The sequence below is a fragment of the Pseudomonas sp. B14-6 genome, from assembly GCF_013260315.1.
GTDB classification, from domain to species: domain Bacteria; phylum Pseudomonadota; class Gammaproteobacteria; order Pseudomonadales; family Pseudomonadaceae; genus Aquipseudomonas; species Aquipseudomonas mandelii.
This window is the reverse complement of the sequence record NZ_CP053929.1, coordinates 2,474,732-2,494,457: the sequence shown is the minus strand read 5'-3', so window position 1 is coordinate 2,494,457 and position 19,726 is coordinate 2,474,732. Positions and strand designations below refer to the sequence as shown.

The 19,726-nt window shown below is 59.8% G+C and carries 19 protein-coding genes; 3 read left to right on the top strand and 16 right to left on the bottom strand.

Annotation, left to right across the window (positions count from 1 at the left end):
• Window positions 1-30 precede the first annotated feature (30 nt).
• The 5 genes from HP062_RS11290 to HP062_RS11270 form a co-directional block, all read right to left on the bottom strand.
• The gene (locus tag HP062_RS11290) at window positions 31-1,020 is read right to left on the bottom strand and encodes an ABC transporter ATP-binding protein (protein ID WP_172791417.1); all 990 of its coding nucleotides are present in this window, start codon (window positions 1,018-1,020) and stop codon (window positions 31-33) included.
• Window positions 1,017-1,817 carry an ABC transporter permease gene (locus HP062_RS11285; RefSeq protein WP_172791416.1) on the bottom strand — a complete coding sequence of 267 codons (801 nt, stop codon included), beginning with the start codon at window positions 1,815-1,817 and terminating at the stop codon, window positions 1,017-1,019. The genes HP062_RS11290 and HP062_RS11285 overlap by 4 nt, the downstream gene beginning before the upstream one ends.
• A complete protein-coding gene (locus HP062_RS11280) occupies window positions 1,804-2,640 on the bottom strand; it encodes an ABC transporter permease subunit (RefSeq protein WP_154501365.1) in 837 nt (278 codons plus the stop codon). The genes HP062_RS11285 and HP062_RS11280 overlap by 14 nt, the downstream gene beginning before the upstream one ends.
• A 5-nt stretch (window positions 2,641-2,645) precedes the next feature.
• Window positions 2,646-3,452, bottom strand: coding sequence for an alkaline phosphatase family protein (locus HP062_RS11275; RefSeq protein WP_172791415.1), 807 nt, complete (start codon window positions 3,450-3,452; stop codon window positions 2,646-2,648).
• Window positions 3,453-3,640: 188 nt separating this feature from the next.
• A complete protein-coding gene (locus HP062_RS11270) occupies window positions 3,641-4,705 on the bottom strand; it encodes an ABC transporter substrate-binding protein (protein ID WP_077748162.1) in 1,065 nt (354 codons plus the stop codon).
• Between the two features lie 349 nt (window positions 4,706-5,054).
• On the opposite strand from HP062_RS11270, the gene HP062_RS11265 reads away from it, so the two are divergent.
• Window positions 5,055-5,768 carry a UTRA domain-containing protein gene (locus HP062_RS11265; protein ID WP_010456716.1) on the top strand — a complete coding sequence of 238 codons (714 nt, stop codon included), beginning with the start codon at window positions 5,055-5,057 and terminating at the stop codon, window positions 5,766-5,768.
• 112 nt (window positions 5,769-5,880) lie between these two features.
• Here the strand turns inward: HP062_RS11265 and HP062_RS11260 are convergent, their stop codons facing one another.
• The 8 genes from HP062_RS11260 to minC form a co-directional block, all read right to left on the bottom strand.
• Window positions 5,881-8,049 carry a mechanosensitive ion channel family protein gene (locus HP062_RS11260; RefSeq protein WP_077748163.1) on the bottom strand — a complete coding sequence of 723 codons (2,169 nt, stop codon included), beginning with the start codon at window positions 8,047-8,049 and terminating at the stop codon, window positions 5,881-5,883.
• A gap of 77 nt (window positions 8,050-8,126) precedes the next feature.
• Window positions 8,127-8,303 carry a hypothetical protein gene (locus HP062_RS11255; RefSeq protein WP_008031437.1) on the bottom strand — a complete coding sequence of 59 codons (177 nt, stop codon included), beginning with the start codon at window positions 8,301-8,303 and terminating at the stop codon, window positions 8,127-8,129.
• 251 nt (window positions 8,304-8,554) lie between these two features.
• Window positions 8,555-9,844, bottom strand: coding sequence for a M18 family aminopeptidase (locus HP062_RS11250; RefSeq protein ID WP_172791414.1), 1,290 nt, complete (start codon window positions 9,842-9,844; stop codon window positions 8,555-8,557).
• A 76-nt stretch (window positions 9,845-9,920) separates the two neighbouring features.
• Window positions 9,921-11,027 (bottom strand): hypothetical protein, encoded by a 1,107-nt coding sequence (locus HP062_RS11245; RefSeq protein ID WP_172791413.1) that lies wholly within the window; start codon window positions 11,025-11,027, stop codon window positions 9,921-9,923.
• 50 nt (window positions 11,028-11,077) lie between these two features.
• Window positions 11,078-11,713 (bottom strand): RluA family pseudouridine synthase, encoded by a 636-nt coding sequence (locus HP062_RS11240; RefSeq protein WP_030131660.1) that lies wholly within the window; start codon window positions 11,711-11,713, stop codon window positions 11,078-11,080.
• Window positions 11,714-11,892: 179 nt separating this feature from the next.
• The gene (gene minE / locus HP062_RS11235; protein WP_007898843.1) at window positions 11,893-12,147 is read right to left on the bottom strand and encodes a cell division topological specificity factor MinE; all 255 of its coding nucleotides are present in this window, start codon (window positions 12,145-12,147) and stop codon (window positions 11,893-11,895) included.
• Window positions 12,147-12,959, bottom strand: a complete 813-nt coding sequence (gene minD, locus HP062_RS11230; protein ID WP_010456697.1) for a septum site-determining protein MinD — start codon at window positions 12,957-12,959, stop codon at window positions 12,147-12,149. The genes minE and minD overlap by 1 nt, the downstream gene beginning before the upstream one ends.
• 191 nt (window positions 12,960-13,150) lie before the next feature.
• Window positions 13,151-13,888 carry a septum site-determining protein MinC gene (gene minC / locus HP062_RS11225; RefSeq protein WP_010456696.1) on the bottom strand — a complete coding sequence of 246 codons (738 nt, stop codon included), beginning with the start codon at window positions 13,886-13,888 and terminating at the stop codon, window positions 13,151-13,153.
• A gap of 118 nt (window positions 13,889-14,006) precedes the next feature.
• On the opposite strand from minC, the gene HP062_RS11220 reads away from it, so the two are divergent.
• Together HP062_RS11220 and HP062_RS11215 are read left to right on the top strand one after the other, a co-directional pair.
• Entirely contained in the window at window positions 14,007-14,939 is a 933-nt protein-coding gene (locus HP062_RS11220; protein WP_010456694.1) for a lipid A biosynthesis lauroyl acyltransferase, read from the top strand.
• 28 nt (window positions 14,940-14,967) lie between these two features.
• Window positions 14,968-16,140 carry a patatin-like phospholipase family protein gene (locus HP062_RS11215; RefSeq protein WP_010456692.1) on the top strand — a complete coding sequence of 391 codons (1,173 nt, stop codon included), beginning with the start codon at window positions 14,968-14,970 and terminating at the stop codon, window positions 16,138-16,140.
• Window positions 16,141-16,256: 116 nt separating this feature from the next.
• Here HP062_RS11215 and HP062_RS11210 read toward each other — a convergent pair whose 3' ends face one another.
• The 3 genes from HP062_RS11210 to HP062_RS11200 all read right to left on the bottom strand — a co-directional run bounded on the left by HP062_RS11210 (window position 16,257) and on the right by HP062_RS11200 (window position 19,724).
• A complete protein-coding gene (locus HP062_RS11210; protein ID WP_172791412.1) occupies window positions 16,257-17,042 on the bottom strand; it encodes an outer membrane protein OmpK in 786 nt (261 codons plus the stop codon).
• Between the two features lie 376 nt (window positions 17,043-17,418).
• Complete coding sequence (locus tag HP062_RS11205) at window positions 17,419-18,204, bottom strand: outer membrane protein OmpK (protein ID WP_102595877.1); 786 nt, start codon at window positions 18,202-18,204, stop codon at window positions 17,419-17,421.
• A gap of 161 nt (window positions 18,205-18,365) precedes the next feature.
• Window positions 18,366-19,724, bottom strand: a complete 1,359-nt coding sequence (locus HP062_RS11200; RefSeq protein ID WP_010456685.1) for a nucleobase:cation symporter-2 family protein — start codon at window positions 19,722-19,724, stop codon at window positions 18,366-18,368.
• Window positions 19,725-19,726 lie beyond the last annotated feature (2 nt).

Here is a 19,726-nt window from a genome sequence, read left to right as displayed (position 1 = left end):
TCGCTCGCAGCTTGCAGCTTGCAGCTGTTTTCAAGCTACTTCACACAGGGCAGTCGGATCGATGGAAAGTGCCAGGCGCTGACCATCGGGGTGCAGATCGGCCGCCGAGCGGTTCAGCACATCCACCACCAATTCCACGCCCCGGGCTTCGACCCGATAGCGAATCACGTTGCCCAGCAAACTGTGGCTGCGTACTTGCGCATCAAGCTCGCCATTGAGGCTCAGCTCGATGGCTTCCGGGCGAATCGCGATGCGGTGGTTGATCGGCCGTTGCAGCAGTTTCGAGGCGCTGTCGGCGTCCAGCAGGTTGTAGTTGCCGATGAAACCGGCGGCAAACACATCCACGGGCGCGGTGTAGAGGGTTTCGGCGTCGCCGCTCTGTACGATCTTTCCCTGATTCATCAGGAAAATCCGGTCAGACATGGTCAGGGCTTCTTCCTGATCGTGTGTGACGAAGATCGTGGTCAGACCGAGTTCACGCTGGATCTGACGGATCTGTTCGCGCAGGTGCTTGCGAATCCGCGCATCGAGGGCCGACAGCGGTTCGTCCAGCAACAACAGCCGCGGACGGGTAACCAATGAGCGGGCGAGGGCCACGCGCTGGCACTGGCCGCCCGACAATTGATGCGGGTAGCGCGCGGCGAAGTCATTGAGCTCCACCAGTTTCAGCACTTCGGCGACACGCTTCTGGCTGTCGTCGGCGTTGACCTTTTGCATGCGCAGACCGAAGGCGATGTTCTGCTCCACGGTCATGTTGGGGAACAGTGCATAACTCTGGAACACCATGCCAATCCCGCGTTTCTGTGGGCTCATCGGAACCAGATCGACGCCCTCCAGCAGAATCTTGCCGCCATCCACCGGCGTCAGGCCGGCGATGCAACGCAACAGCGTGGACTTGCCGCAACCGGACGGGCCGAGGAGGGTGACGAACTCACCTTTCTGGATTTCGCAGTTGATGTCGCTGAAGACGGTGGTGCCCGCGTAATTTTTTTGAAGATGTTGGACGCTGACATAGCTCATTCGCTTTTGTCCTTGTTCAAGATATTGGCCGCCCAGGTCAGAATTAGCACAAAGAAGAAGTAGGAAATCACCAGCGCACTGGTGAAGTGGCCGCTGCTGTTACGCATGTTGTTGAGGTAGACCTGCAAGGTTTCGTAGCGGGTGCCGACCAGGATGTTGGCGAACACGAATTCACCGAACAGGAACGAGAACGACAGCAGCAATGCCACCATCAACCCCTTGCGCAGGTTCGGCAGCACCACCAGGAACGCGGCTTGCCAGGTGCTGGCACCGAGCAGTTGTGCGGCGTCCATCAGGTCGCGCAGGTTGATCGCTTGCAGGTTGTTGGTGATCGCCCGGTACATGAACGGCAGCGCGATGGTGAAGTAGCAGCCGATCAGAATCCACGGCGTACCAACCATCGCAAACGGCCCGGAACCGTAGAGCTGCAACAGCCCCACCGAGGACACTACTGGCGGTACCGCGAAGGGCAGCAGGATCAGGATGTTCATCAGCGCATCGAGTTTGGGGAAGTGGTAATGCACCACGAACAGCAGCGGCAGAATCAGCACCACTGACAGAATCAACGCGCCGACGCAGACGAGTAGCGACTGACCGAAGGCATGCAGAAAGCGCGGATCGCTCCACAGCTGGATGTACCACTTGAAGGTAAAGCCGCTCGGCAGAATGGTCGCCGACCAGCTGCTGGCGATGGAGTAGATCAACGTCCCGGCCAGCGGCAACAACAGAATGGCAAACAGCACGTACACCACCACCCGGTGATAGACACCGGCGGGGCCCAGTTCAGCGCGAGACATGGTAGCTCCTCTTCAACAGCAGCTGATGCACGATGGTCACCAGGGTCATCAACGCCACGAGTACCACGGCCAGCGCGCTGGCCAGGTTCGGATCCAGGGAAATGTCGCCGGACACCATCGCCGCGATGCGGATCGGCAGTACGTTGAAGTTGCCGGTGGTCAGCGCGTAAACCGTGGCGTAGGCGCCAAGCGCGTTGGCCAGCAAAATCACGAAAGTGCCGAGCAGCGCAGGGGTCAGCACCGGCAAACCGATGTGGCGCCAGAACTGCCAGCCGTTGGCGCCGAGCAGTTCGGCGGACTCACGCCAGTCTTCGCGCAAGGCATCGAACGCCGGATAAAGCAGCAGCACGCCCAATGGAATCTGGAAGTAGGTGTAGAGAATGATCAGCCCGGTTTTCGAATACAGGTTGAAGTCCTGAATGATCCCGGCCTGCTTGAGCATGATGGTGAAGCTGCCGTTGAACCCCAGCAAAATGATGAAGGCAAAGGCCAGGGGCACGCCGGCGAAGTTGCTGGTCATGTTGGCGAAAGCATTCACGAAGTTACGCAGTTTCGAGTCGACCCGGCGCAGGGAATAGGCGCCGAGCACCGCGATGATGATCCCGAATACGCTGGACCAGAAACTGATCTCGAGGCTGTACTGGATCGCTTGCAGATAGAACTTCGAATTGAAGATCTTGGTGAAGTTGGCCAAGCCCCAGCCGAACTCTTCCGATTGCAGGCTGTTGATCATTACCCAGACCAGCGGCGCGATCTCGAACACAATAAAAAACAGAGCGAAAGGCACCAGGCACAACGCTGCCAGCCATTTACCACGGGTCATGGCATTCACTTGAGCAGCTCCCGGCAGACAGGTTTGTCGTGGGCCACGCCCAGCAGTTCGCAGACCGTGCCGCAAATGTCAGTCTGTTTGGGCGCGGCGCTGGCGTTGAAGCTGAAGGCATCGCCCAGGACAAACAGCGGCACTTCCCGTTCTTCCGCCAGCAGGCCGTTGTGCGAGCGGTCGTTGTTCATGCCGTGGTCGGCGGTCACCAGCACTTGGTAGCCGGCGTCGAGCCAGGTTTGCAGGTAGTCGGCCAGGATAATGTCCACCGAGCGGGCACTGTTGCGGTATTGCGGGGTGTCGAGGCCGTGCTTGTGCCCGGCGTCGTCGATGTTCATGGGGTGGATCAACAAAAAGTTGGGCGCGTGGCGCAGACGCAGGTTTTCAGCGTCGGCGAACAGGTGCGAATCCGGGTAGTGATCGTTCCAGTAGAAGTGACCGTGCTGGATCGGCAGGTCGGGGTTGTCGGTGTGACGATCCCGGGCGGCCTCGAACGGCGAGCGGTTATACAACTCGCTGACCCAGTGATAGGCCGCGGCGGCGGTAGTCAGGCCGGCATCCGTGGCGTAGTGATAAATGCTGCGCTGGTTGGACAGGCGCGCGACGTTGTTTTGGACGATGCCGCTCTCGATGGGCGGGACGCCGGTGAGGATGCATTCGTAAAGCGGTCGGGACAGGGCCGGCAGTTCGCACTCCAGTTTGTAGAGTGCCGCGCGTCCTGCGCCGACGTAAGCCTGCAGGTGCCCCAAGGCGTGGCGCGCGACTTCATAGTTGAGGCCGTCGAGCACGACAAGGATGACGTTGTGCTTCATAGGGGCAAAAACTCCGCGAAACAGACATTCATAAAACTTGAATTCACCACGGTCCATTGTGGGAGCGAGCCTGCTCGCGAAGGCGCCGGGTCAGTCAACACAGGTGTTGAATGTCAGTCCGCTTTTCGCGAGCAGGCTCGCTCCTGCATTTGGATCTCCATCAGCCCGACAGAAGTCGGGCTACAGGGTTATTTCATTTCGACGAGGACTTCTTCGTTCCACTTCTGCGGCAAAGCCTTGGAAGTCTTTTCCCACGCATCCGCGTCTTTGATCGGCGTGACCTTTTTGTACTGCTCGTTTGGCAGCAGCTTGGCCTGGACGTCAGCCGGCAGCTTGATGTGCTCGGCGCGGATTGGACGGGCATTACCTTTCGCCAGGTTGATCTGACCGGCATCGCTGAAGATGTATTCGCGGGTCAGCTTGGCGGCGTTCGGGTTCTTCGCGTATTTGTTGATGATGGTGGTGTAGCCGGAAATCACCGAACCGTCGGAAGGGATCAGCACCACGTAGTCATCGGGGTTCGCCATCTTGGCCTTGTAGCTCAGGCCGTTGAAATCCCAGACCACGCCGACTTCGATTTCACCCTTTTCCATCGTGGCGATGGTCGGGTTGGCCATGGACAGGCGGCCCTGCTTGGCGATATCTGCGAACAGCAACAACGCTGGCTGCAGGTTCTTTTCGTCGCCACCGTTGGCCAGTGCGGCGGCCAGTACACCGTTGGCGGCCTGGGCGGCGGTGCTCACGTCACCGATCGATACCTTGTATTTACCGGTTTTCAGATCCGCCCACTTGGTCGGAGCTTCGGAACCGTGCAGCAGCTTCTTGTTGATGATGAACGCGATGGTGCCGGTGTACGCCAGTGCCCAGTTGCCGTCCTTGTCCTTGGCCCAGTCCGGGATCTGGTCCCAGGTGCTTGGCTTGTAGGGTTGCACCACGCCTTGTTTGACCGCGATCGGGCCGAAGGCTGCGCCGACGTCGCCGATGTCGGCACTGGCGTTGTCTTTCTCGGCGGCGAACTTGGCGATTTCCTGCGCCGAACTCATGTCGGTGTCGATGTGTTTCAAGCCGTATTTCGTGGCCAGGTCTGCCCAGGTGCCTTTCCAGTTGGCCCAGTCATCGGGCATGCCGACGCTATTGACCGCACCTTCCGCTTTCGCAGCGGCTTCCAGGGTTTTCATATCATCAGCGGCCATGGCGGCGCTGCACATGGCAATGGTCGAGCCTAACAGTGATGCCAGGAAAAGCTTTTTCATCCGAAGCTCCTTTGGGCGTTTTCAACGCTGCGATTGCGGTTGTGTTGGTCTAGGTCAGCAATACCTGAGCCAATTTAGGCGCCGCTGATGACATTTTGATGTCGACGATCGGTCGGCCTATATTTTTCGAGCGGTGATGCTCAGGCTTGCGAGTAAGCGTAGACCATGGCTAAAGGGCTGATACAAAAGGACTTGGCCGTGAATTTGCAGGTGTCTGGCGCAACCGTTCGGCGGCTTTGTCATCTGCCAGTCACAAGCAGTGCCTAGGCTTGCAGGGAGTTGATGGAGCCAGTTTGAATCACGGTTCTGCCCCGAAACAGTGCTGGTCTAGTCCAGATAGGTAACGTTGATGCGCATCGAGACAACCAAAGCGGTGACAGCCATCGGGCAGGTTCTGCAAGAACAGCTCGACCATGGCCTGTTGGCGCCCGGGAGCAAACTGCCGGCCGAGCGCAAGCTCAGTGAGTTGTTCGGCACCACGCGTATCACCGTGCGTGAAGCCTTGTTGCAACTGGAAGCCCAAGGGCAGATTTATCGGGAGGAACGCCGTGGCTGGTTCGTGTCGCCACCGCGCCTGGCTTACAACTTGATGCAGCGCAGTCACTTTCACGCGATGGTCAGTGCGCAGGGGCGGGTGCCGTCCACCGAGGTGATTTCGGCGCGGTTGCAACCGGCGTCGGCGGCGGTGTGTGCGTGGTTGCAGTTGCCGGCGTTGTCCAGCGTGATTCAGATCTGCCGGGCGCGGCGCATTGATGAGCGGCTGGTGCTCTATGTGGAGCACTACCTGAATCCGCAGTACTTTCCGGGGATTCTGGATTTCGATCTGAATCAGTCGATCACCGAGTTGTACGCCAGGCATTACGACTTGCACTACGGTCGGGTGCGTTTCGAGATCGTGCCGACGGCGTTGTCGGTCGATGCGGCGGCAGCGTTACGGGTGTCGGTGGGGAGCCCGGGGTTGCGGATTGCTCGGGTCAACTACGATCAGCACGAGCGGTTGATCGATTGCGACCTGGAGTTTTGGCGCCATGATGCGATTCATGTCGGGGTGGATGTGGTTTAGCCAGGGAGACCGCGTCGCTCCCATCGCGAGCAGGCTCACTCCTACATTGGAATGCATTTCAAATGTAGGAGTGAGCCTGCTCGCGATGGCGTCCTCACAGCCACCCTATCAATCAAGTAGCAGATACATCCTTCTGCGGCCCACCACCGGCCGTAATCACCTGCACACTCATTCGCGGCATCGCCAGGTCCATCCCGGCCTCATCCAGATGCCGCTTCAGCGACAGATTGAACGCCCGTGAAACCTCCCACTGCTTGATCGGTGCAGTCTTGAACCGCGCCCGAAGAATCGCGTTGCCCGACTCGAAACTTTCGACACCCTGAATCTCCAGTGGCGACCAGATATTGCGCCGTTGCAGCGGGTCGGCGCGCATTTTCTGGCCGACTTCGCGCATCAGCTTGATCGCCTCGTCGATGTCCATGCTGGCGGGCACCGCCACCCGGAAGATCGCGTAGCCGAATTCCCGGGAGTAGTTCTTGATGCTTTTGATTTCGCTGAACGGAATGGTATGGACGATGCCGTCGATGTCCCGCAGGCGAACGGTGCGGATGGTCAGGCCTTCGACAGTGCCGAGGTGGCCGCCGACATCCACGTAGTCATCGATAGCCAGGGAATCTTCGATGATGATGAACAGGCCGGTGATCAAATCCGCGACCAGCGATTGCGCACCGAAACCGATGGCCAGGCCGATCACGCCGGCACCGGCCAGCAGTGGCGTGACGTTCATGCCCATGTTCGCCAGCGCGACGATCAGCGCAATGATGAAAATCGCCACGAACAGCACGTTGCGGATCAGCGGCATCATTGTCTGCGCGCGGGCGTTGGCCAGGCCTTTGCGCGAGCGGGTGAGGGCGTGGTGCACCGCGGTGTCGCTGAGGATCCAGATCAGCCAGGCAAAAATCAGCGTACCGGCGAGGCTGAACAGTTTGACGCTGACTTCATGGCCTTCGCCTTCGGTGAAGGCAATCAGCGACATGCCCCAGACTCGCAGGCCCAGTTCGATGAACACCAGCCAGACCACGAGATGGGCGAGGGTGTAGAAGAAACTTTTCAGGCGCTCTGAATACAGCGCATGACGCTTCACACCCTTTTGCGGTTTAAGCGAATGACGACGAACCAGGCCGTTGATGACCATGCACAACACCAGCAGCACGGTGCAGATCAGCGCCTGGCGCAATGCGGTGCTGGTGTCGCCGGCCGAGACGAAGGTGGCGAACAGCGAGATGCCCACCAGCACCAGCGCGGGCACGTACCAGAAGGTGCCGAGAATCTCGATGGTGTCGCTGAGCGCGCGGCGCGTCAGACGTCGGGACAACGGCTGGTTGCGGATCAGGTGGGCGATGGGGCGGCGGAAACGCAGGATGAACAGCCCGGTGGACAGCGCCGCCAGGACGTTGGCGACGGTGGCGGCGGAGTGGGCCAGGTGACTGCCCAGGCTGGCGACCAGGCGCGGATCGCTCAGTGCTTCACCGAATGCGGCGAAACTGCCGATCAGCCACAACGGTCGAAAGGCTTGATGGCGCAGGATGTACAAGGCCCGGTGACGATGCGGGCCGTCGAGCAAGGAAAACGCGATCACGCAGATCGCCGAAAAGCAGGTGCCGACCACCAGCGCGTAGGCCAGCACCATGGCCAGGCTTTTGCCCAAGGATGAGGGCAGGGCATAGCTCATGTAGACCGTGATGACCAAGGCAATCAGCCACGGCCCGAGTTTGCGCAGGGCGAAGCGCAACATGTCCAGGGCCTTGGGGTGTTGCGGCAGTTCTTCGGTGAGGCCGAAGCGCATGCGCACCCGGTGACTGACCCAGATCAGCGCAGCGGCCAGCAGGCTCCAGACCATCAGAATCATGGCGAAGGCAAAGATGATCGGCAGCCACTCGTTGGCCGGCAGCATCAGCGCGGTCAGTTCGTCTTTGGCCAGGTCAAATTCTTCGGACCAGCGCGTGAGCGGGCTGTCGGCACCGGAAAACTGTTTTTCGAAGGTGGCCAGTGTGCCGCCGATCAGGCCGAGTACGCCTTCTTCGGCGGCCGGCTGAGCCTTTTTGGTGACATCTCGCAGCTTTTTCAGGTCCGCCAGCAGTTTGCTCCGCTGCTGATCGTTCTCCAGCGACTTGATGACTTCGTCCAGTGATTGGCCCAGCGGTTCTTGCGCTTCTGGCTGGGCCTTGGCCGAACTGTTGAGCAAGCCCGGCAAACCGACCGCCTGGGCAGGCGCCATCGGCAGCAGCGTCATCAGGCAGACAAGGAAGAAACACGGCAGGGCGAAAAGACGAGCGAACACTAGGCGGTCAACCTCGGGGGGACGGATCGGCCGAGTGTACGAGCCCGTCAAAATCAATGCGAGCCAAGGGGGAGGATTTATTCGTTGAGTTTGGCGAGGATCTTGAACACCACGGTGGCAAGGATCGTCAGCATGCCGATCCACATGGCGAACACGCCGGCGTTTTTGTCGCGGAAGTTGAAGCCGATTGCCAGCAAGATCATCCCGGCGAGAATGGGGATCAGCATGGCATGGAATGAAGACATCGAGATCATGGGTGACTGCCTTGTCGAAGGGGATAGCTTAAGTCTAGGTGGCTTTTGGGCGACCGGTGGTCAGAGATCAATCATGAATGCGGCGCGATCATTGTGGCGAGGCAGCTTGCTCCCGCTGGGTTGCGAAGCAACCCCAGCTATCGCGATCTATCAGACAGCACGCATTCACCGGGGGTTGCGACTGCTGCGCAGTCGAGCGGGAGCAAGCTCCCTCGCCACAGATAGCATTCCGGACATTCATTGGCGCGAAATTACGGCAATTCCTGGCAGGCGTAGAACGCGCTCAGCACTTTGACCAGGTGGGCCAGGTCGTGGCTGCCGCACAGTTCACGGATCGAGTGCATGGCGAACGTCGGCAGGCCGATGTCCACGGTGCGCACGCCCAGGTGGCTGGCGGTGATCGGGCCGATAGTCGAGCCGCAGCCCATGTCGCTGCGTACCACGAAGCTTTGCACCGGCACCTCTTCGGCCATGCACAGATGGCGGAAGAACCCGGCGGTTTCGCTGTTGGTGGCGTAGCGCTGGTTGCTGTTGACCTTGATCACCGGGCCGGCGTTGAGTTTCGGGCCGTGGTTGGCGTCGTGCTTTTCCGCATAGTTGGGGTGCACGCCGTGGGCATTGTCGGCCGAGACCAGCAAGGATTTCTGAATGGTGCGCACGAATTCGTCACCTTCAGGCAGCAGGCGACGCAAGGTTTGCTCGAGCATCGGACCATCGGCCCCGCACGCCGAGCAGGAACCGACTTCTTCGTGGTCGTTGCACACCAGCACGCAGGTTTCTTCGGTTTCCGCGGTCAGCAAGGCTTGCAGGCCGGCATAGCACGACAGCAAGTTGTCCAGGCGCGCGCCCGCGATGAAGTCGCCATGCAAACCGATAATGGCGGCGCTCTGAGTGTCGTAGAAGCTCAGCTCGTAGTCGAGCACCACGTCGGCATTCAGGCCATGTTCCAGCGCTAGCTGATTGGTGAGCACGGCGCGGAAGTCCACACGCTCGTCACCGGCAAATTGCGCGAGGATCGGGGGCAGTTCGGTCTGGGCGTTGATGGCCCAACCCATATTGGCTTCACGATTGAGGTGGATCGCCAGGTTCGGGATGGTGGCGATCGGCGCCTTGAAGTCGATCAGTTGGCTCTCGACCTTGCCGTCGCGGCGGAACGTCACGCGGCCGGCCAGGGACAAGTCGCGGTCAAACCACGGCGCCAGCAGCGCACCGCCGTAGACTTCGACGCCCAGTTGCCAGAAACCCTGGCGCTGCAATTCCGGCTGGGGTTTGACCCGCAGGCACGGGCTGTCGGTGTGGGCGCCGACCAGGCGAATGCCGCCATGCAGCGGTGAATGCCGTCCCATCTTGATCGCGACGATCGACGAGTCATTGCGGGTGACGTAGTAACGACCTTTGGCTTCAGTGGTCCAGGGCTCGCGCTCGTCAAGGCGCACAAAACCCGCCGCTTCCAGACGCTGAACGAGGCTGGCAGTGGCATGGAACGGGGTAGGGGAGGCCTTGAGGAAGTCGATCAGGCCTTGGTTCAACTCTTCGCGCATAAGAAGCTCCAGACAGCAGTGGGCGGGAGTTTAACGTATTGGCCGAGGCCTTTGGGCATGACGTGAACCGGTCACGTCAGCTGGCAGCCTCTACCCGCTTTTTCAGGTACTTCATGATAATCCGCTCATCTTCTGGCTTTTCTGGCTTGGGCAATTGCGGGGGCCAGGCGTTCTGATGAGTCTCCAGCAGCTTTTTCTGTTGAGCCTTGTCCCAGCGAAGGATCTCCCGCGAGGCACATTCCCACCATTCGTGGCGGCAGGCCGTGTAGTACGGATGATCGGGTGCCGCGCTGCCGTAAAGCAGATCGCGGCCGACTTTGCGTAGGGCGCCACTCTGGTTACGCAGCTTCCATTTGATTTTCAGGCGCTGCCAGGCCGATGGGAAGGGTTTGACCCGCGGCACGTCCTGGCACAGTTCGACCAGCTCCTGGCTGAACCGCTCGCCATGCTGAGAAAAGAAATACGCTTGCATCGCATGGAAAAAGCGTTTTTCCGCGAAGTAGTGATAGATGTATTTTTTCGCTTCATGAACCGGTTTGTCGCGCATGGCGAACGACAGGGCGATCTGCTCGATGGTGTGGATGTCGAAGCCGTCCCGGGTCCATTCGTCGATGAGCGTGATCGACTCTTCGAACAAGGCGCCATCTCCGTCGGTCACGCCGCACAATCCGCTGTTGTACAGCTTGAAACCATTGTCCGCGCTGACGCCGTGAGCCTGCAGGCAACCGCCGAGCTTCACATAGTCGGGACGTTCACACACGTCCTGCCAGTCGTACTCGAAGCGATCCATCAAGTAGTGCTGCGGCTGAATCTGGTTCAAGATCAGGTTCGGGTCGCTGGTGAACAGCGTGTCGGTGTCGACGAACAGGGTTTTTTCAGCAAGCTGCAGGCCGGCGGCAATCGCGCAGGCCTTGCGACGATGGTGATAGCCGTTTTCGCCTTGCCACAGGGTCAGGGTTTCCTGGGTCAGCATGACCGTTTCGACCGGCCAGCCGGCGTAATCCTGAGGACGATCCGTGAGGACTCGAATGCTCGGGAGCTTGCCGCTTTTCGCGTGGGACAGCGCAGTCAAAATACTGAATTTGGCTTCGCGTCGGTAAACGTCCTGGTTGCCGTAGATCAGGTACAGCAGTTGGTGTCGGGTTTTCTTGACCGGTGTTGCCGGGAATTCGGTAAAGCTCATCGGGATGGGGATCCTTTTGCTAAAGCAGGCGACTGCGTGTCAGGCAGTGCTTAAAACGGTGCGGGGCATTCGAAGCGCAAGCGTTCACCGGTTTGCGGATGGGTGAAGCTGAGCATGCTGGCGTGCAGGCACAGACGCGGCCACGCGGCCAGTGCTTGCTCGTGGGCATAAAGCCCGTCACCCAATAGCGGGTGGCCGATGGAAAGCATGTGTACGCGTAGCTGGTGGGAACGGCCGGTGATCGGCGTCAGTTCGACGCGGCACCAGTCGCCACAACGTTCCAGCACTCGCCAGAAGGTCAGGGCGTGTTTGCCGAACTCGTGGTCCACCACGTGGCGAGGCTTGGTCGGCGGATCGTAGCGCAAGGGCAGGTCGATGCTGCCGCTGTCCAGTTCCGGTTGTCCCCAGCACAGGGCGGTGTAGGCTTTTTCGGTTTCGCGGTCGTGAAATTGCCGAGACAACTCGCGATGAGTGTCCGGGTCACGGGCCAACAGGATGATGCCGGACGTTTCCCAGTCCAGGCGATGTACGATTCGCGCTTCCGGGTAGCCGTTTTCTTGCAGGCGGGTGATCAGGCAGTCCTTGTTGTCATCGGCCCGGCCAGGGACAGAGAGCAGCAGGGTCGGTTTATCCACCACCAGTACGGCGGCGTCCTGATGAATGATGCGGATGTTGGACAACGGCATTAAAACAGCCTCGTAACAAACGCCAACGGCGACTCAGGTCCCCGCATCCGTAGGAGCGAAGCTTGCTCGCGAACACATCATCTCGGTCTATCAGATACACCGAGTTGCCTGCTTCGCGAGCAAGTTCCGCTCCTACAAAAGCGTAAGGGCCTGAGCCGCCGTGGCTCCCGCTGGACCGACTAGCGATCCGGCAGGGTGATATTGAGTTCCAGGATCGAGCAGCTGCCCTGGTTTTCCAGCGCGACATGCACGTCGTCGGACCCGATATTGACGTACTTGCGGATCACTTCCACCAGTTCCTTCTGCAAGGCTGGCAAGTAGTCCGGCGTACTGCGTTGGCCGCGTTCATGCGCCACGATGATCTGTAGACGCTCTTTCGCTACCGACGCGGTGCTGACCTTTTTGCTGGCACGAAAGAAGTCAAAAAGATTCATTATCTACCTCCAAACAGGCGCTCGAAGAAGCCCTTCTTCGTGATATCGATAAATCGATGCGGCTTTTCCTTGCCCAGCAGACGATCGACTGCATCGCTGTACGCCTGACCGGCGTCGCTCTGGTCGTCGAGAATCACGGGCACGCCCGAGTTGGAAGCCTTGAGTACCGCTTGGGATTCCGGGATGACACCCAGCAGGGCAACCGCAAGGATTTCCTTGACGTCTTCGACACCCAGCATTTCGCCGTCACTGACGCGCTGCGGGTTGTAGCGGGTCAGCAGCAAGTGTTCCTTGATCGGGTCTTCGCCGTTTTCGGCGCGACGGGATTTGCTGGCCAACAGGCCTAGCATGCGATCCGAGTCACGTACCGAGGACACTTCCGGGTTGGTCACGATAATCGCTTCATCAGCGAAGTACATGGCCAGGTGGGCGCCTTTCTCGATGCCGGCCGGAGAGTCGCAGACCACGTATTCGAAGTCTTCTTTCAACGCCATCAGGACTTTTTCCACGCCTTCCACGGTCAGCGCGTCTTTGTCGCGGGTCTGACTGGCGGCCAGGACGTAGAGGTTTTCCAGGCGTTTGTCTTTGATCAGGGCTTGTTGCAGGTTGGCTTCGCCGTTCACAACGTTGACGAAGTCATACACCACGCGGCGCTCGCAACCCATGATCAGGTCGAGGTTACGCAAACCGACGTCGAAGTCGACGATCACTGTTTTGTGGCCGCGCAGTGCGAGGCCGGTACCGATAGCGGCGCTGGTGGTGGTCTTACCCACACCACCCTTGCCGGATGTAACCACTAGAATCTTGGCCAAGGTGTTTCACCCCTAAGGAAAAAGGACTTTTAGCCCCTGAAAAACATCTCTTGAAAAACTACTGCAGTCGGACAGCCTTGGCTGGAATCCGGTCCAGAACAGCGATAAACACTGCGTTTGGCCTTTTTCCTACTTCGTTTGAGCCGTTTTCGCTACGTTTTAGAGATGCTTGGAAAATGCGGCAGTATCCGTTAAAGCCGAATGATGTTCAACACGTCGCCTGACAGGCTGACTTGCACGCCCGCGCCCCACAAAGGGTCACGGCGCAAATCCTCGGAAACCTTGTAGTGGCCGGCGATGGAGACCAGTTCAGCGCTCATCTGCTGACAGAAAATCCTGGCTTTCGTGTCGCCTTTGACCCCGGCCAGCACGCGACCGCGCATCGGACCGTATACATGGATGTTCCCATCGGCGAGAAGTTCCGCACCCGGGCTGACCGAGGAGATCACCACCAGGTCGCAGCCCTGGGCATAAATCTGCTGGCCACCACGTACTGGCGACGTGATGATTTTCGTCGGTTTGATGGTCGGCTCGGGCGGTTTTTCCGGCTTTTTCTTCACCTGGCCTTCGAGCGGGTCGAGGGGACGCTCACGGGCGCCGGATGGCGGCAGCACCGGCAAATCCACCGCGATGGCGGCGGCGATGTCTTCGATGCGGCTGGCACGGATCGCCAGGGTGCGCAGACCATGCTGGCGGCACACGCGCATCAGGCCCGGCAGATCGACCGCGCCTTCGCTGGCCGGGAGTTTGTCCAGGGCCAGCACCAGCGGCGCATTGCTGAAGAAATTAGGCGCCTGGGCGACCTTGGCGGCCAGTTGCCGATCAAGGTTCTCGAGGTCGTTGCGGGCCAGTTCCAGCACCGTAATGGCGAGCATGCTGCCCTTCAACTGGAACACGGGATCCTGGTCTTGCGGTTCGGTTTGGCTCATGGTCGGCATACAACGGCTTGTCACTAAAAGTGCCGAGACTTATAACGAGAACGCCCGCAAGCCGCAAGCCGGGTCGAACGATGTAGAATGCGCGGCCATTGTCTTTCCGGAACCTTTAATGGATCGCCCGCGTTTTCGAAAAACATTTCTTATGCCGCGTTTCTGGCCACTGTGGTGTGGCTTGGGGCTGTTGTGGCTGATTGTTCAGTTGCCATATCCGGCGCTGCTGTTCATCGGTCGCTTGTTGGGCGCCTTGATGTATCGGCTGGCCGGCGACCGACGGCGCATTGCCAAACGCAATCTGGAACTGTGTTTCCCTGAAAAGTCCGCCGACGAGCGCAAGCGCCTGCTCAAGGAAAACTTCGCCTCCACCGGCATCGCCTTCTTTGAAATGGCCATGAGCTGGTGGTGGTCGCGTCAGCGTCTGGCGAAGCTGGCCCATGTCGAAGGCCTGGAGCATCTGAAAAAGGCCCAGCGCGAAGGCAAGGGCGTGATCCTGATGGCGGTGCATTTCACCACGCTGGAAATCGGCGCGGCGCTGTTGGGGCAGCAGCACACCATCGACGGCATGTACCGCGAACACAAGAATCCTTTGTTCGACTACATCCAGCGCCGGGGCCGCGAGCGGCACAATCTCGATTCGCTGGCCGTGGAGCGCGACGACGTGCGCGGCATGCTCAAATTGCTGCGGGCCGGTCGGGCGATCTGGTACGCACCGGATCAGGACTACGGCGCCAAGCAGAGCATCTTTGTGCCGCTGTTCGGGATTCAGGCCGCGACGGTCACGGCCACCAGCAAATTCGCCCGGCTGGGCAAGGCGCTGGTGGTTCCGTTCACCCAGGAGCGTCTGGCGGACGGCAGCGGCTATCGGTTGATGATCCACCCACCGCTCGAAGGTTTCCCTGGCGAGACCGAAGAGGCCGATTGCCTGCGCATCAATCAGTGGGTCGAAGGCGCTCTGCGTGAGTGCCCCGAGCAATACCTCTGGGCCCATCGGCGCTTCAAGAGCCGTCCACCGGGCGAGCCGAAGCTGTACAAGAAACGCGGCTGATCCCTTTTTTGCACCATGGAGTGTTGCGATGAGTCCTGCTGAACCGGTTACAGGGTTGATTCTTTCCGGCGGCGGGGCTCGGGCGGCGTATCAGGTGGGCGTGCTGGCGGCGATTGCGGAGTTGCTGCCAGTGGGCGCGGCGAATCCGTTTCCGGTGATTGTCGGTACCTCGGCCGGGGCGATCAATGCAGTGAGCCTGGCCAGCGGGGCGATGGACTTTCGTGGCGCGATCGAGCGCCTGACTGCGTTCTGGCAGGGTTTTCGCAGTCACTTGGTGCTGCGCAGCGACTGGCCGGGCGTGATCCATCAGGCCAGCCGCTTCGTCAGCCACAGTTTGCTCGGCATCGGCGCTCAGGTTCCGGTGGCCTTGCTCAACAGTTCGCCGCTGCGCGGGTTGCTCAACGACAAATTGCACATGAACGGCATCGCCGAGGCCATCGCCCAGAAGCAGTTGCAGGCGGTGGCGGTCACGGCGTTCGGTTACGAGTCCGGGCAGGCCGTCACGTTCTATCAGGGCGGCGGCACCATCGATGCCTGGTTGCGCCATCGGCGGATCGGCGTGCCCACGCAATTGACCGTCGATCACTTGCTGGCCAGTTCAGCGATTCCCTTGTTGTTCGCACCGGTAAAAATCGGCGAAGAGTATTTCGGCGATGGCGCGGTGCGCCAATCGGCACCGATCAGCCCGGCCCTGCACCTGGGCGCCAGCCGCGTGCTGGTGGTGGGCGTCAGCGGCAACCCGCGCGGGGTCGACCCGGAGCAACCGCTGCAACGCGCCTACACCGGTCAGCAGCCGACCCTCGCGCAGATCGGCGGGCACATGCTCAACAGCACGTTCATTGACAGTCTGGAAAGTGACATCGAGTTGCTGCAGCGTCTGAATCAGTTCAGTCATTTGCTGCCCGATGGCACGCCGATGCGCGCGTTGGGCGTGGCGCCAGTGGACGTGTTGGTGATTTCGCCGAGTCAGCCGATCGATGAAATTGCCGCGCGGCATCGGCAGGAATTGCCGGCGGCGTTGCGCCTGTTTCTGCGCGGGCCGGGGGCGACCAAGACGAGCGGGGCGGGGGTGTTGAGTTATCTGCTGTTCGAGGCGGGGTATTGCAGCGAGCTGATTGATCTGGGGCGACGGGATGCGTTGGCCAAGCGCGGGGAGTTGTGCCGGTTTCTCGGGTTGGCGGAGCCTGTGGTTACGGCCTGAGATCGGCGGTGTTGCTATCGCTAGCAGGCTAGCTCCCACAGGGGATCTTCAGCGCGACGAAGATCAACTGTGGGAGCTAGCCTGCTAGCGATGGCGTCCTTAGAGACGCCGCCGGATCAGAAGTGAACCTTGACCAGGAAACTGGTCACGCTCTGATCAGTCTTGAAACCCTTGCTGTCTTCGATGCCGTACTTGTTTTTCCAGTAGTCATACTCGACGCCGACGTACAACTGCTTTTCGCCCAGGTTCAGTGCCTTGCCCAGGTCGTATTTGACCTGCGGATTGAAGTGCAGGTTGGCGTGATATTCGCCTTTTTTGTTGACGTCGTTGTCGACCACCCAGTCCATGAAACCATCGATCAGGATGTTCGAGTCGCCGACCGGTATGGTGTAGGACCAGACCGGGGTGACCTGCCAGATGTTGTCACCCGGACGGTCGCCTTCGGTATGGCGGTTGTAGAAGTTCAGCTGGAAGTAGTCGAACCCAGGGATCGCCAGGTCGAAACCGGGACCGATCAGGTAGGACTCGGTATCGTTTTCCCCGAACTCGTAAGTCATGGCCAGCAGCACGTCTTTGACCGGGCCAAACGTGAGCTTCTGGTCGAAGATCTTGTTGAACGACAGACGCGGGCTGAATTCGCCGTAGTAGGTGTTCTCACCGGCGAAGGCGTCTTCCTTGCCGTTGTAGAAGATCTTGTCGATGAAGAAGAAGTTGTCGCCATATTTCCAGCCGTCGGCGTGTTCGAAGGTCACCGTCTGCTGAATGCGCGGGTTGACCTGGAAGTCCTTGCCATACAGATAAGTCAGGCTGTTGTCCTGCCATTGCAGCAAGTCGCCGGCCATGGCCTGGCCCCCGGCCAGTAACGATCCCGCGAGCATCAGGCTGGTGCACGTACGTTTCATTCGGTTGCTCCCAAAAAGTAGGTGGTTCCACGTTATTTTTCTAAGGTCGACGCTCTGGTGTGGCGCCTTTTTCTGTAGCGGTAAAAAATCATCCAGTCGGTCAGCTTCAGTGCTGATAGCAAGAGCTGAGCCAAGGCGTTCGAAAAGCCAAAAAACTCCCGCTCGGCTGCTCAAGAGCAGTCGATTGAGAGGGGTTTTGGAATGCCTTGGAACCGTGCAGAGCCGGGATAAGTTGGCTTTCTGGTCAGGAATTAAATCCGGGCTTTTTTTTAAAGCGGATTCAGGCGGCCGCGGAGAATACTGACTCCTTGGCCAGGTCTCAAGTGCCCCGCAACAGCGCACCGACGACAGGTTTGGAGCACGGTTGCGGGCCATCTTAAAAGTGCACCTTCAGCAGCAGGCTGGTGGTGTTTTCATTGGTGTCGAAGTTGCCGTTGTTTTCGATGCCGTACTTGTCTTTCCAATAGCTGTACTCGACGCCGACGTACACCTGTTTCTCCCGCCAGCCCAGGGCCTTGCCCAGGTCGTACTTGATCTGCGGGTTGACGTGCAAGTTGGCGTGGTAGGTGCCCTGTGAGTTCTGGTCGTTATCCACCACCCAGTCGATGTAGCCGTCGATCAACAGGTTCGAGTTGCCCAATGGCAGGGTGTAAGACCAGGCCGGCGTGATCTGCCAGACATCGTCGCCAGGGCGCGAGCCTTCGGTCTGGCGATAGTAGAAGTTCAAGGTGAAAAAGTTGAAGCCGGGAACCGCGAGGTCGAAACCGGGGCCGATCAGGTAGGCCTCGGTGTCGTCTTCGCCATTCTCGTAGGTCATGGCCAGCAACACGTCCTTGATCGGGCCGAACTCGAAACGGCGGTCGAGGATTTTGCCGAAGGAGAGGCGCGGGCTGAACTCGCCGTAATAGGCGTGAACGCCTTTGTTCCGGTCTTTCTCGCCGTTGTAGTAAGTGCTGTCGACGAACAGAAAGTTGTCGCCGTATTTCCAGCGGTCGGCATGCTCAAAGGTTATCGTCTGCTGGATCGACGGGTTGACCGCAAAATCCTTGCCGTACAAATAGCTCAGACTGTTGGTCTGCCACAGCAGTAAATCGCCAGCCATGGCCTGGCTTGCGGCCAGAAGGCCACCGCCCAACAGCAGTTTTTTCTGTGTCCGAATCATCTGTTGCTCCCTCTTGTTTTTATTTTTGCAAGGCGCAGGCAGTCCCCGACCTTGTAGGAGTTGGCTTGCTGGCGATGAGGTCAGAACATCCAATTTTGATGTCGTCTGACACGCCGCCTTCGCCAGCAAGCGGGCTCCTACAGGGTTCGTGCGTTGCTGACTTAATGCGAGTGGGCGTGACAGTCGTTGATCGCGGCGCGTTCTTTGCCGCCAAGAATGTTGAACAGCAGGTTCAGCGACAGCGCACTCAACGTCGCCATCGCAATGCCGCTGTGGGTGATCGGACTCATCCACAACGGCAAGTGCGCGAAGAACTCCGGACGCACCACGGGAATCAGTCCCATGCCGATGCTCACCGCCACCAGCAACTGGTTGCGACGGTCACCGATGTCGGCTTCCTGAAGAATCTTGATCCCGGTGGCGGCCACCATGCCGAACATCGCAATCGCTGCGCCGCCCAGTACCGCCGGTGGAATCGAGGCCACCAGAAACGCCGCTTTCGGCAACAGGCTCAGCACCACCAGCAAACCGCCGGCAACGATGGTCACCGAGCGGCAACGCACACCGGTCATCTGCACCAGGCCGATGTTTTGCGCGAACGAAGAGTGGGTGAAGGTGTTGAAGAAACCTGCGAAGAACGAGGCGCCGGCATCACACAGCAAGCCGCGGCGCAGCATCCGTGGGCAGACTTCCTGGCCGGTGATTTTGCCCAGCGCGAGGAACATCCCGGTGGACTCGACGAAGATGATCACCACCACCAGGCACATGGACAGGATGGGTGCGAGTTCAAACGTGGGCATGCCGAAGTGCAGCGGGGTGACAATCTGCACCCAGGGCGCATCCGCCATGCCGCTGAGGTCGACCATGCCGATCAGCCCGCAGATTACGTAGCCCAGGCACATGCCGATCAACACGGAAATGTTGACCCAGAACCCGCGCATGAAGCGGTGGACCAGCAGAATGGTGGCCAGCACCAGCGCGGCAATGGCCAGGTAAATCGGTGAGCCGAATTGAGTGGCGCCGGCACCGCCGCCCGCCCAATTGACGGCCACGGGGAACAGCGACAAACCGATCGAGGTGATGACCGTGCCGGTCACCAGCGGCGGGAAGAAGCGCACGACCTTGGACATGAACGGCGCGATGATCATGCCGAAGAAACCGGCGGCGATGGTTGCACCGAAGATCCCTTGCAGGCCGATCCCGGGCATGCCGGCCATGGCGACCATGCTGCCGACGGCGGCGAAACTGGCGCCCATCATCACCGGCATACGGATGCCCATCGGGCCGATGCCCAGCGATTGCACGATGGTCGCGATCCCGGCCACCAGCAGGTCGGCGTTGATCAGGAAGGCGATTTCTTCACGACTCAGGCCGGCGGCCTGCCCGATGATCAGCGGCACCGCGATGGCGCCGCCGTACATCAGCAGAACGTGTTGCAAGCCGACCAGGATCAGTTGCAAAAGGGGCAAACGCTGAATTGCGGGTGCGTCGGGGATGCGTGCTTCGGATAGCTCGGACATGC

Bases quoted from the DNA above. Each gene is read 5' to 3' on its own strand.
- minE (WP_007898843.1), bottom strand. From the start codon at position 12,147: ATGAATCTTTTTGACTTCTTTCGTGCCAGCAAAAAGGTCAGCACCGCG.
- HP062_RS11220 (WP_010456694.1), top strand. From the start codon at position 14,007: ATGGATCGCCCGCGTTTTCGAAAAACATTTCTTATGCCGCGTTTCTGG.
- HP062_RS11210 (WP_172791412.1), bottom strand. From the start codon at position 17,042: ATGAAACGTACGTGCACCAGCCTGATGCTCGCGGGATCGTTACTGGCC.
- HP062_RS11215 (WP_010456692.1), top strand. From the start codon at position 14,968: ATGAGTCCTGCTGAACCGGTTACAGGGTTGATTCTTTCCGGCGGCGGG.
- HP062_RS11205 (WP_102595877.1), bottom strand. From the start codon at position 18,204: ATGATTCGGACACAGAAAAAACTGCTGTTGGGCGGTGGCCTTCTGGCC.
- HP062_RS11265 (WP_010456716.1), top strand. From the start codon at position 5,055: ATGCGCATCGAGACAACCAAAGCGGTGACAGCCATCGGGCAGGTTCTG.
- HP062_RS11290 (WP_172791417.1), bottom strand. From the start codon at position 1,020: ATGAGCTATGTCAGCGTCCAACATCTTCAAAAAAATTACGCGGGCACC.
- HP062_RS11280 (WP_154501365.1), bottom strand. From the start codon at position 2,640: ATGACCCGTGGTAAATGGCTGGCAGCGTTGTGCCTGGTGCCTTTCGCT.
- minC (WP_010456696.1), bottom strand. From the start codon at position 13,888: ATGAGCCAAACCGAACCGCAAGACCAGGATCCCGTGTTCCAGTTGAAG.
- HP062_RS11200 (WP_010456685.1), bottom strand. From the start codon at position 19,724: ATGTCCGAGCTATCCGAAGCACGCATCCCCGACGCACCCGCAATTCAG.
- HP062_RS11240 (WP_030131660.1), bottom strand. From the start codon at position 11,713: ATGCCGTTGTCCAACATCCGCATCATTCATCAGGACGCCGCCGTACTG.
- HP062_RS11255 (WP_008031437.1), bottom strand. From the start codon at position 8,303: ATGATCTCGATGTCTTCATTCCATGCCATGCTGATCCCCATTCTCGCC.
- HP062_RS11245 (WP_172791413.1), bottom strand. From the start codon at position 11,027: ATGAGCTTTACCGAATTCCCGGCAACACCGGTCAAGAAAACCCGACAC.
- HP062_RS11250 (WP_172791414.1), bottom strand. From the start codon at position 9,844: ATGCGCGAAGAGTTGAACCAAGGCCTGATCGACTTCCTCAAGGCCTCC.
- HP062_RS11275 (WP_172791415.1), bottom strand. From the start codon at position 3,452: ATGAAGCACAACGTCATCCTTGTCGTGCTCGACGGCCTCAACTATGAA.
- HP062_RS11270 (WP_077748162.1), bottom strand. From the start codon at position 4,705: ATGAAAAAGCTTTTCCTGGCATCACTGTTAGGCTCGACCATTGCCATG.
- HP062_RS11285 (WP_172791416.1), bottom strand. From the start codon at position 1,817: ATGTCTCGCGCTGAACTGGGCCCCGCCGGTGTCTATCACCGGGTGGTG.